Consider the following 11,135-nt stretch of genomic DNA (forward strand, 5'->3'; position numbering starts at 1 on the left):
CCTACTCCGGACTTGGCCCGATCGCCTCGACGGGTTGTGACAGCGCCACCCCTGACCCGTCGCGGCGCCCGTGTTCGGTCGGAAGTGCCCGGGCAACGCCGGTGGCTGATACGGCCCGCGCCGGCCCGTGTCCCGCCCACGCAAGCACCAGATGGTCCTCGCCCTTCAGGAAGCGGTGGCAACGGACGCCTCCCGTTGCCCGTCCCTTGGCCGGGTACTCTGCGAATTCCGTCACCTTCACCGATCCGGGGGTGGTTCCGGGCAGCGCCTCGCTCCCGGCTGCGATGGTGACGACGACGGCGGCAGGATCTCCCGCGCGCACCGCACCGAAAAAGAGGACGGTGTCCTCAGCTCCCAGCTTGATGCCGGCCACGCCGCCTGCGGTGCGTCCCTGAGGCCGGACGGCGCCACCCGGGAAGCGCAACAGCTGCGCTTCCCGGGTGATGAAAACGAGGTCGTCGGAGTCCTCAGCGGCCGCAAGGCCGACCACACTGTCCCGCGACTTGAGGGTGATTGCCTCCCAATCATCCCGGTTGAGCGGGTAGTCCGGGACTACACGCTTGACGATCCCCTGGGCGGTTCCAAGCGCGAACGTCTTGTCCAGCGGGACGAGGCCCACCAGCGATTCGCCGCGCTCCAGCGTAATGAACTCCTTGATGGAAACCCCGCCGGCCAGATTCGGTGTGGTGTTCGTCGGCGGCAGAGCGGGCATGTCCACAACCTGGAGCCGCAGCATGCGGCCCGCCGAGGTGAGGGCGCCGATCTCCGCTCGGGCGGTGGTTGCGACAACAGAGGTGAAGGCGTCGTGCTTGACGCGTTGGCCGCCGTCGGACATCGGCTCCCGTCCCGTGGTGCGGGCGAGCTGTCCTGAGGTCGAGAGAAGAACCCAGCAGGGGTCGTCGGCGATCTCCAGGGCAAGAGGCGCTTTGGCTCCGTTGCCGGCAGGCGTGGGCAGAACTGTGCCCTTCAAGGGCGCGCTGGCCTCCGACTCCAGAAGCACGGTGCGCCGCGGCGTGGCGAACTGTTCCGCGATGGCGGCGAGTTCATCCGATACCAGCCCGCGCAGCCTCTGCTCGGAGCCGAGGATTTCCTCAAGTGCGGCAATCTCCCTGCGCAGCTCGTCCTGCTCCTTCTCCAGCTCGATGCGGGAGTACTTGGTCAGCTGGCGCAACCGGAGTTCAAGAATGTAGTTGGCCTGGATCTCGGTCAGATCATAGATTGCCATCAGCCGCTCGCGGGCAGCTGCGGCCTCATCCGAGGACCGGATGATTTGGATGACCTCGTCGATGTCCACAATGGCAATCAGCAGGCCCTCAACGAGGTGGAGCCGGTCCTTCTTCTTCCCGAGCCGGTAGGAGGTACGGCGCCGGACAACCGAGATCCGGTGGCTGACGTACACCTGAAGCAGTTCGACCAGACCGAGGGTGCGGGGCTGGCCGTCCACCAGGGTGACGTTGTTGATGCCGAAGGAATCCTCCATCGGCGAGTACCGGTAGAGCTGCGCCAGCACGGCGTTGGGATTGAAGCCGTTCTTGAGCTCGATGACCAGCCGCAGCCCGTGCGTACGGTCAGTCAAATCCACGATGTCGGAAATGCCCTGCAGCTTCTTCGCTGTTACAGCATCCTTGATCTTCTCGATCACCTTTTCCGGCCCCACCATGTAGGGCAGTTCCGTGACCACCAACCCGGTGCGGCGGGCCGAAAGCTGCTCAACCTCCACGGTGGCGCGGGTCTTGAAGGAGCCGCGGCCGCTCGCATACGCGTCACGGATGCCGTCCAGCCCGACGATCTTGCCGCCGCTCGGGAGATCCGGCCCCGGAACGAAGCGCATGAGGTCTTCCAGCGTGGCGTCCGGGTTGTCGATCAGGTGCCGTGCCGCTGAAATGACCTCCCCGAGGTTGTGCGGCGCCATGTTGGTGGCCATGCCGACAGCGATTCCGGTTGCCCCGTTGACGAGGAGGTTCGGGAAGGCTGCCGGGAGGACCTCGGGCTGGGTGAGCTGATTGTCGTAGTTCGGAATGAAATCGACGACGTCCTCGCCGAGGTGGTCCGTCATGGTCAGGGCCGCAGCAGCGAGCCGCGCCTCGGTGTAGCGGGCAGCGGCCGGGCCGTCATCGAGCGAACCGAAGTTTCCGTGCCCGTCAATCAGGGGAAGGCGGAGCGAAAAGTCCTGGGCCATGCGCACCATGGCGTCGTAGATGGCTGCATCGCCATGGGGGTGAAGCTTGCCCATGACCTCCCCGACCACGCGCGCCGACTTCACGTGACCGCGGTCGGGACGCAAACCCATGTCAGTCATCATGTACAGGATCCGGCGCTGTACCGGCTTCAAGCCGTCGCGGGCGTCCGGGAGGGCACGCGAGTAGATCACCGAATAGGCGTACTCCAGGAAGGAGCCCTCCATTTCGGAGGTGACGTCGATGTCGATGATCTTCTCGGTGTAATCCCTCTCGGGGGGTGTGGCTTGGCGCCTTGCCATGGTGTGTCGAATCCTTCGGCAGCTGATCGCGTAGGTGGTATGCGGTGGTCGGTAGGTCGTGTGGGCGGACGGCAACCGGGCTCCGGCTGACGGAAAAGGCAGCCGCCCACTACTGTGAGTCTATGGTGGCTGACGGACTATACCCCGAATATTGGGAGGCGGACGTCGTGTTGCGGGACGGCTCGACCGGCCATCTCCGGCCCATCTCGCCGCTGGATGCGGACGCCGTCCAGGCATTCCATATGAGGCAGTCCCAGAACTCCATCTACCTGCGGTTCTTCACATATAAGGCCTCGCTGAGCGCCAGGGAACTCAAGCGGTTCACCGAGGTGGACCACGCGGGCCGCGTGGCCTTCGTCGTGACCCGTGGCCAGGACATCATAGGCATCGGCCGTTATGACCGCCTCGATGATCCCGACGAGGCCGAGGTCGCCTTCAACGTATCTGACGCCTATCAGGGCCGGGGGTTGGGGTCTATCCTGCTCGAGCACCTCGCCGTCGCAGCCCGGGAGAACGGCATCCGGCGATTCACCGCCGAGGTGCTGCCCGAAAACCGGAAGATGATCACGGTGTTCGCCGAAGCCGGCTACGAGGTGGACCGCCGCTTCGATGACGGTGTCGTGGAGCTGACGTTCAATATCGACCCGACCGACAAGTCCCGCGCAGTGATGGAAGCACGTGAGCACCGCGCCGAGGCGCGCAGCATGCAGACCCTGCTGGCGCCGTCGTCGGTTGCAGTGATCGGTGCCAGCCGCAGCTGGGGGAGCGTGGGCTACTCGCTGCTCGAACACATCGTCGACGGTGGATTCACTGGACCGGTTGCCGGCGTCAACCCCGAGGCGTTCGAGCTTAACGGCATGGTGGCCTACGGCTCCATTGCAGAGATACCCCATCCTGTGGATCTCGCCGTGATTGCGGTGCCCTACAATCAGGTGCTCGCTGTCGCCCGGGAGTGCGGGCGGGCAGGTGTGAAAGGGCTGCTTGTCGCGACGGCGGGGTTCGCCGACGACGACGGCGAAGGACTCGCGCGCCAGCGCGCGCTGGTGCACAGCGCCCGTTCCTACGGCATGCGGGTTGTGGGTCCGGCATCCCTGGGCATCATCAACACGGATCCAGCCGTGCGGCTGAATGCATCGATGGCGCCCGAATTGCCGGAGCGTGGCGGGCTGGGCCTCTTCAGTCAGTCAGCAGCAATCGGCGTCATGCTCCATGCCGCCGCCAGCCGGCGAGCCATCGGATTGTCCTCGGCGCTGTCCGCCGGCAACCGGGCGGACGTCTCCGGTAATGACGCCATGCAGTACTGGGAGGATGATCCGAACACCCGGGCCGTAGCACTGTACCTGGAGTCGATCGGCAATCCGCGCAAATTCTCCCGGATCGCACGCAGACTTTCCCGCATGAAGCCGGTTATCGTCGCCAAGTCCGACGTCATGGGACTGCAGCTGCCGCCCGGCCATGCGGTACGCACAACGCAGGCGCCCAGTGGCGCACTCGACGCGATGTTGCGGCAGTCCGGGGTAATCCGCGTCGAGACCACCGAACAACTGATGGACGTAGCGCAGATTGTGGTCGGCCAGCCTGTTCCCGGCGGAACGGGAGTGGCTGTCTTCAGCAACTCACTGGCCCTGGGGAAAGTGCTCGCGGACGCGGCGCTTGCACAGGAACTGAACGTGGTGCGGCTGAATGCGCACCTTGATCTCGACGCAGGGCAGTCCGTGGCACTGTCCGCCCTCAAAACGGCGTTCACCGAGGCACTCGCGGATCCGGAGGTGCACTCCCTCATTCTCACCCTCATTCCGGTGGTCGGGCTCTCCTTCGAGGCGATCCTGCCGGTGCTGCAGGAGTGCGGCGCCGCTGCGGCCAAGCCAGTTGTCGCATGCTTCACCGGCGTGCTGGATCCGGCCGCGCAGCTTGAGGGGTTGCGTGCCGCCCGCGGTACTTATTCACGCCGCGGGGACGAGCCCGGAGACGGTGACGCCTCCGTACCTTGCTTTGCCAGTCCCGGAGCCGCTGTGTCTGCGTTGGGCGCGGTCGTCCGGTACAGCCGCTGGAGGGAGCGCGAGCATGGTGTGTTCGCGCAGCTGGACAGCGTCGATGAGGAAGGCGCTGCTGCCCTGCTCGGCAGTGTCCTGTCCGATGTGCGGGATGTGGGGCTGCGCCGTCTCGACAGCGGCCAGCTGCACGAGCTCCTCGACTGTTACGGCATCAACGTGCTGCCCTCGATTCCCTTCGATTCAGCTGACGAGGCTGTCGAGGCCGCAGACTCGCTGGGATGGCCGGTTGCGCTGAAGACGGTTGAAGAGAATTTGCGGCACCGCCTCGATTTCGGCGGAGTGCGGCTCAACATCCCGGATGCCTCCGGCCTGCGCGCGGGGATCGAAGCCATGCGGGCCGAACTTCGCCCCTTCGGGAGTCCCGGCCTGGAAGTCCAGCCCATGGCGCCGCCGGGGCAGGCCTGCGTGATCAGGGCGATCGAGGACCCCCTGCTTGGACCTGTAGTGTCATTCGGGATGGCCGGAGATGCGGTGAACCTGCTCGACGACTGGGCGCACGGCATTCCGCCGCTGACCACTTTGGACGCTGCAGATCTTCTCCGGACGCCGCGGGCAAGCCGACGGCTTTTCGGCTACCAGGGGCTGCCGCCAGTGGACGTTCCAGCCATCGAGGATCTCCTCCTGCGGGTTGCCCTGCTCAAGGACCGGCATCCCGAGATTGCGTTGCTGCGTTTCAACCCGGTTCTGGTCTCAGCCAGCGGGCTCGCCGTCCTCAGCGCAGAAATCAGCGTAGGAAACCCCCAGCAACGCACTGACAGCGCACGCCGGGCGATGCGCGACTGACTCGCCCCAGGCAGCCCCGCCGGGCCGGTGCCTCGGTCCACACCGGTTAGGCGTGCGCCCTCGGCATAAGTCACACTGGAACCATGACTCCATCGCTGTCGGCGGAACGCCGCGACCTGGATGCCTCCCTCGAACGAGCGGGCTTCTACCCGCGGCTGGTGGCCGACGTCGTCCATGATGCCCTGGATGGCAGGGAACCCCTCTCGCACGTGGTTCATCTGGAGACCCATTTCGAGCGGACCGAAATTCGACGGCACATCACCGTCCTTGTTCTGACCGAGGACATGCTGGTGGTCACGCATGTGGATGACCAACAACTGGACGACACCGGAGAGCAAGTAACGGCGCAGGTGTCCACCGAGTCGGTTCCGGTCAGCCAGATCCGCTCGGTTGTGCTCAGCTACCAGTACGCGCAGCCGCAGAACTACAAACCGTCCGATCCCGTCCGTGAACTCACCCTCGGCATTGCCTGGTCCGGCGGTCAGCGGCTGGACATGGGACCGGCGAGCTGCGGCGATCCGCAGTGCGATGCCGATCACGGGTACACCGGCACCATCGCACAGGAAGACATCGTGCTTCGCGTCAGCGCGGAAGCTGACGGTCTGCAGGCTGTGCAGAACGCCAAGTCCTTCGCCCGTGCCCTGCGCACGGTGAGCACCGCCAATCCGGCCGTCTCCGGCGTCGTCGTGAACCAGCCGGGACCAAACCGGAGGCAGCCCGGGCTGGCCACCCGTTTCAGCCGAGCCCATCACGGGCGGTAGTCCTGCCCGTGCCAACCTCACCGCTCCACACGGAGCCTCTCCCAGCCGCGCCCGCCTACGGCCGCTCAACCATCGCCGAGGTCTTCACCAGTTCTGCGTCAGCTCTCGGACTCCCCGGATTTCCCAATGCACTGGACCTGCCGGCCGCGCCTCGGGTGTGTGTGGTGCTGGTGGACGGACTCGGCGCCGCGCTGCTGCGCAAACGCTCCGGCCATGCACCTTTCCTGCGGCAGTTCCTCGACTCGTCCCGCAAGCTGGGATCCGTCTTTCCGAGCACGACGGCGGCCGCGCTCGCCTCACTCGGCACCGGATTGGCGCCGGGACAACACGGGCTGGTGGGCTACGACGTCCTGGACCCTGCACAGGACAAAGTGGTGAACATGCTCGGCGGCTGGGATGCCATGGTGCAACCCGGACGATGGCAGCCCCACCCCACGGTGTTTGAGAGGGTCGCAGCCGAACTTCCAGTCACGAGCGTAGGGCTCGCGCGCTTCGACGGGTCGGGGCTGACCCGGGCAGCGCTGCGAGGCGGCAGGTACGTGGCAGGAGGTACCCCCGAGGCACGGGTGCAGGCGGTGTGCAAGGCGCTGGGTGCGAGCGATCAGGCGCTCGTCTACCTCTATCTGAATGAGCTCGACAAGACCGGGCACCGCTCAGGCTGTGCTTCTCCCGAGTGGGGGGACCGGCTTGAAGACCTGGACCGGACCATGCGATCCCTCGCCGCGAAGGTCCCGCCCCACACCCTGCTGCTGCTGACGGCGGATCACGGCATGGTGGATGTTGCCCCGGAGCAGCACGTCGACTTCTCGGCTGATGCCTCGCTGGTCGACGGCGTCGCGCATACCGGAGGAGAGCCGCGCATGGTTCACCTCTATACAGAGCCGGACCTGCCTGACGTCGGCATGCAGCGTCTAGTCGATTCCTGGCGGACGGCGCACAGTGCGCATGCGTGGATCCTCACCCGAAAGGAGGCGATCACCGCAGGACTGTTCGGGACAGTCTCGCCGGACGTCGAGCCTCGGATCGGGGATGTCCTGATCGCAGCGAGGGAACCGGTAGCGTTCTACGACACCCGCCGGGTCCCGGCGTCAGCACTCGAGATCGTTGGTCAGCACGGCTCCCTCACGCGTGCCGAGCGTGAAGTGCCGTTGCTCACCCTGGTGAAGCCGGGGCCCGGTCCGGTTCGGATGGTCGGACGCTAATCCATGGCCGAGCTCATTTTCTTCTCCGGGACCATGGATTGCGGCAAGTCCACCCTTGCCCTGCAGATGGATCACAACCACAGCGCCCGCGGACGCGCCGGGCTGCTCTTCAGCTCTCATGACCGTGCGGGGGAGTCTGTCATCTCGAGTCGGCTGGGACTCATGACCCAGGCAATTGAGGTCCGCTCTGACACCGATTTCTGGGAGGAGCTGGTCAGAAGCCGCACTCACGGAACCCGTGTCGACTACCTCATCTGCGATGAGGCGCAGTTCTACACGCCCGTGCAGATTGAGCAGCTTGCGCGCATCGTCGACGACATGGCCATAGACGTCTTCGCCTTTGGAATCACCTCCGACTTCCGCACGCAGCTGTTTCCGGGGTCGCGGCGGCTGGTTGAACTGGCCGACAGGACGCAGGTCCTTCAGGTGGAGGCATTGTGCTGGTGCGGGCGCCGGGCCACGCACAACGCGCGCACGGTTGACGGCGTCATGGTCGTCGAGGGAGAACAGATGGTGGTCGGAGATGTTGAACCGTCCAGCACCGAAAGCGATCCCGGCCAGCCGCGGCTGACGGGCGGAGGGCTCGATGAACTCGATCTTCCGGCCGGTCCGGTGATCGGTTATGAGACGCTCTGCCGGAGGCACCATATGCGCAGAGTGACGGCGCATACTGCGCGCACCCACGCCGGCAGCGACGTGCCGCTGCCCTTCGATCCGGCTGCCGCACGGCTCTGAGACCGGGGACTGTTAGTCGCCCTTGGTCCCGAACACGATCTCGTCCCAGCTGGGCACGCTGGAACGCCGGGGCTTCAGTTTCCGGTCAGCGTTCTGATCAGTTGCTTTGGCTGGAGCATCGTCCGGTTCCGATTCCGGAACTCGTTCCGGTGAACCTTCCGAGCGGCGGTCCGACCCCCTGCTCTCGGACCGCGGAACCGCAGCCTCGTCTGTGTCGCGGGCGAAGCGCTGCGGCCTCGCGATGACGCTTACTTCACGCGTGTCGGTGCTGACGCCTTCGAAAAGACGGGGAGTGCCGTCGTCGTACGTGTGGTCTTCGGAGTTTTCGCCTTCAAAAATGGAGGGAGCCAGGCTCAGCCCCGGGAAGGGAGTCGGATCAGCGCTGCCGGAATCGTCGGTGCCCTCTGCCTCGTCAGCTCCCTGGCGGGGGTGAGCGGCTGGAATGTGGCCCTTGGCGAGCATCAGGGCCAGCGCATCATCGCCGTCTTCATCCGCACCCAGCCGCTGCCCTCGGCGTGAGCGCAGTACCTCGAGCAGTTCGTCGGAATCGTCCTCTTCAGGAGAGTCAACGGCCGCATCCGTTTCAAAATCGAAGACCCTGTCCGCGACCGCACTCAGCTTCCGGGAGGGCAGCGGACCATCCAGCGGCTCAAGCTCGCTCAGGACCTGCGCCCAGCGGTTTGCGTTGAGGACCGCGCGCCGGGACGGGTTGAACGTCCACTGCGCCGGCGGCTCCTCACCGACGGAGGCGGCGGATCCTGTGGGCAGCTCGAACCTGACCACGACCGCCCACAAACCATCCGGCTTTCGCCAGGCGTCCCATTGCGCTGTATCAGGGTCCACTCCGAAGGCGCGCAGCCGGAAGCGCACCATATCCTCAAGCTGGGCCGGGTTTTCGCCGAACGCGGAGCGGTATCCGTCATTGGACGGCAGCGGGGAGGCGACTTCCACGCGCTGCGCCAGGTGAGCCATGTAGTCGCGTTCGGCGCGGACCGGGCCTTCGTAGCGCAGCACGTGCTGCAGTTCGACGCCCGTCTCATCGACGATGTCCTGGGCGGTTGCGCCGCTGCGGATCCTCGCCTGAATATCTCGGGGCGCAAGGGAGGGGCGCTTGGCTGCACCGCCCGGCCGCTCGGTATCAGCGGACGGCTCCTGCCGTGCCGCCGGACGTGTGGATGGCCTCGAGCTCGCCATCCGCAACGCCTCGTTGACGGGCAGGCGGAACGAAGCCCCGCCCTCACCGCTCAGCAGCAGATGACCTCCGCCCTCATCCACGCCTACCAGCCGTAGCTCCTGCATGAAAAACCCTCCAGCCGACATACATTACTTTCAGTGAAACTCTGCCATTCAAAGGGGTTGGCTCCTACTCCATCCCTGGTGTGGCGCGGAACTTGTGCTCTGATTGGCTTTTGAGGGAGCGATCAGCAACAATCTCTGCGGTGCGGGCACAAAAGTGGCCCTCTCAGCGTTGTGACACGGACAGGATTCCTGCGCTTTACGGCACCGTTCCTGTAGCGCGGATTTGACCATGGCACCTATGACCACTTACATCCACCGGAGCGTGAACTACTAACTATGGCGACTGACTATGATGCGCCGCGGAAGACTGATGACGAAGTCAGCGAAGACTCGATTGAAGAGCTGAAGTCCCGCCGCACGGACAAGCAGTCCGCGGTTGTCGACGAGGATGAGACGGAGGCTGCGGAAGGCTTTGAGCTTCCCGGCGCCGACCTCTCCGGCGAAGAACTGCTTGTGCGCGTGCTCCCCGCCCAGGCCGACGAATTCACGTGTGCCTCGTGCTTCCTGGTGCGTCATCGCTCACAGATTGCGAAGGAAAAGGGCGGGTTGGCCTACTGCAAGGACTGTGAAGGCTGACTTCCGCTATCTTCCGGATGCTCTCACCCGTTCGTGTCGCGTGCCGAAGCGTCACACTCCCTGCGCCGGGGCGGTCAGCGCGGCTTTGAGCTGCTCCGGCCGCCTCGTCGACGTCAACCAGTACGGCGTGGGATCCTCTGCGTCCTCGATCGTGATCCTGACGACGGGCGAGATCCACCCGCGAATGCAGAGGTAGGCCCTCCCATGCAGCTCGGTTCCGCGCTGCGCGGTGGCGTCGGCGCCTGTGAACGCCGTGACGTCGCCGAGGTACCGGCGCTCGATCTGTGCCTTGCCCACCTGGAGTTCCGCAGCGGTTACCCGAATTCGCGGTGTGGACAGCACCAGCAGGGTGGTCAATACGGCCGCAACAACGACGGCGGCAACAATCCCCGCCTCGATGCTGATCGGTATGAACGTGAACACCGAGGCGACGGCTGCGCCGGCCACCACCATCCAGATCCACGGTGCCGGCCACAACTTCTCTTCGTAAAGAACCGATTCACCGGCGGATCCTGTAGGCATGTCAGCTAGCTAAGCACCTTTCCGACCGCTTTTCATCCTGGCGCGAAGGCGCTGGCCCGCAGGTGGAAGCGCTAGAGTAAAAGGAGCAAAGGGCTCCGGCGCATTCCGCGCTTTCGGCGCATCGCGCCGGTGAGCAGCGCGTGCAGTGCCCGCCCCCAAAGAACCGTGCCATCAAAGAATCGTGCAGGAGAAGACATGCTTGATACCGCGGAAGCTCTATCCGTGCAGATCAAAATGCTCGACGACGGACTCGAACCACCTGCTTATGCACACGCCGGTGACGCCGGCGCCGACCTGTCCACGAGGATCGACTTTGAACTCCAGCCGGGCGAGCGCGCACTCATTCCTACCGGTGTCTGCATCGCACTGCCGATAGGGTACGCGGCGTTCGTCCACCCCCGGTCGGGGCTGGCTGCACGGCACGGAATCACTGTGGTCAACGCGCCCGGCACGGTAGACGCCGGTTATCGCGGAGAAATTGCCGTGACGCTGCTCAATACCGATGCGTCGACGCCGTTGACTTTCCGCCGGGGCGACCGCATCGCCCAGCTGGTTATTCAGAAGGTGGAGCAGGCGACATTCGTAGCGGTGGAGAACCTTCCGGACTCAGCGCGCGGAGCCGGCGGTTTCGGATCCACGGGCGGATTCGCTCCGACCGCAGAAGCCTCACGCTGACGCAACCGACCGGCAGCGACCAGCTGCCCATGACCATCGAAGGAGGAAC

Annotated in this window: 9 protein-coding genes; 6 read left to right on the top strand and 3 right to left on the bottom strand. The window is 65.3% G+C overall.

The features are described 5' to 3' along the window. Position 1: 1 nt before the first annotated feature. The gene (locus ACZ2GY_RS06630) at positions 2-2,479 is read right to left on the bottom strand and encodes a DNA gyrase/topoisomerase IV subunit A (protein WP_346028352.1); all 2,478 of its coding nucleotides are present in this window, start codon (positions 2,477-2,479) and stop codon (positions 2-4) included. A 122-nt stretch (positions 2,480-2,601) separates the two neighbouring features. On the opposite strand from ACZ2GY_RS06630, the gene ACZ2GY_RS06635 reads away from it, so the two are divergent. The 4 genes from ACZ2GY_RS06635 (at position 2,602) to ACZ2GY_RS06650 (ending at position 8,014) form a co-directional block, all read left to right on the top strand. Further along, positions 2,602-5,316, top strand: a complete 2,715-nt coding sequence (locus ACZ2GY_RS06635; RefSeq protein WP_471673329.1) for a bifunctional acetate--CoA ligase family protein/GNAT family N-acetyltransferase — start codon at positions 2,602-2,604, stop codon at positions 5,314-5,316. Between the two features lie 83 nt (positions 5,317-5,399). Beyond that, entirely contained in the window at positions 5,400-6,077 is a 678-nt protein-coding gene (locus tag ACZ2GY_RS06640) for a DUF5998 family protein (protein WP_277359511.1), read from the top strand. 8 nt (positions 6,078-6,085) lie between these two features. Further along, on the top strand, positions 6,086-7,279 hold the full coding sequence (locus ACZ2GY_RS06645; RefSeq protein ID WP_471673330.1) for an alkaline phosphatase family protein: 1,194 nt from the start codon (positions 6,086-6,088) through the stop codon (positions 7,277-7,279). A 3-nt stretch (positions 7,280-7,282) separates the two neighbouring features. After that, complete coding sequence (locus ACZ2GY_RS06650) at positions 7,283-8,014, top strand: thymidine kinase (protein WP_471673331.1); 732 nt, start codon at positions 7,283-7,285, stop codon at positions 8,012-8,014. A 12-nt stretch (positions 8,015-8,026) separates the two neighbouring features. On the opposite strand, the gene sepH is transcribed toward ACZ2GY_RS06650, so the two are convergent. Next, positions 8,027-9,313, bottom strand: a complete 1,287-nt coding sequence (sepH, locus tag ACZ2GY_RS06655; protein ID WP_471673332.1) for a septation protein SepH — start codon at positions 9,311-9,313, stop codon at positions 8,027-8,029. Positions 9,314-9,589: 276 nt separating this feature from the next. On the opposite strand from sepH, the gene ACZ2GY_RS06660 reads away from it, so the two are divergent. Next, positions 9,590-9,889: a DUF4193 domain-containing protein gene (locus tag ACZ2GY_RS06660; RefSeq protein ID WP_056547253.1), complete on the top strand. Its 300-nt coding sequence runs from the start codon at positions 9,590-9,592 to the stop codon at positions 9,887-9,889. A gap of 51 nt (positions 9,890-9,940) precedes the next feature. On the opposite strand, the gene ACZ2GY_RS06665 is transcribed toward ACZ2GY_RS06660, so the two are convergent. Next, positions 9,941-10,411 (bottom strand): DUF3093 domain-containing protein, encoded by a 471-nt coding sequence (locus ACZ2GY_RS06665; RefSeq protein ID WP_056547256.1) that lies wholly within the window; start codon positions 10,409-10,411, stop codon positions 9,941-9,943. Positions 10,412-10,606: 195 nt separating this feature from the next. Here ACZ2GY_RS06665 and dut point away from each other — a divergent pair, with 195 nt between their 5' ends. Beyond that, the gene (gene dut, locus ACZ2GY_RS06670) at positions 10,607-11,086 is read left to right on the top strand and encodes a dUTP diphosphatase (RefSeq protein ID WP_056547259.1); all 480 of its coding nucleotides are present in this window, start codon (positions 10,607-10,609) and stop codon (positions 11,084-11,086) included. The last annotated feature ends 49 nt before the right edge of the window (positions 11,087-11,135 follow it).

The sequence above is a fragment of the Arthrobacter sp. KKT183 genome, from assembly GCF_055657625.1.

Bases quoted from the DNA above. Each gene is read 5' to 3' on its own strand.
- ACZ2GY_RS06635 (WP_471673329.1), top strand. From the start codon at position 2,602: ATGGTGGCTGACGGACTATACCCCGAATATTGGGAGGCGGACGTCGTG.
- ACZ2GY_RS06630 (WP_346028352.1), bottom strand. From the start codon at position 2,479: ATGGCAAGGCGCCAAGCCACACCCCCCGAGAGGGATTACACCGAGAAG.
- dut (WP_056547259.1), top strand. From the start codon at position 10,607: ATGCTTGATACCGCGGAAGCTCTATCCGTGCAGATCAAAATGCTCGAC.
- ACZ2GY_RS06660 (WP_056547253.1), top strand. From the start codon at position 9,590: ATGGCGACTGACTATGATGCGCCGCGGAAGACTGATGACGAAGTCAGC.
- sepH (WP_471673332.1), bottom strand. From the start codon at position 9,313: ATGCAGGAGCTACGGCTGGTAGGCGTGGATGAGGGCGGAGGTCATCTG.
- ACZ2GY_RS06665 (WP_056547256.1), bottom strand. From the start codon at position 10,411: ATGCCTACAGGATCCGCCGGTGAATCGGTTCTTTACGAAGAGAAGTTG.
- ACZ2GY_RS06650 (WP_471673331.1), top strand. From the start codon at position 7,283: ATGGCCGAGCTCATTTTCTTCTCCGGGACCATGGATTGCGGCAAGTCC.
- ACZ2GY_RS06640 (WP_277359511.1), top strand. From the start codon at position 5,400: ATGACTCCATCGCTGTCGGCGGAACGCCGCGACCTGGATGCCTCCCTC.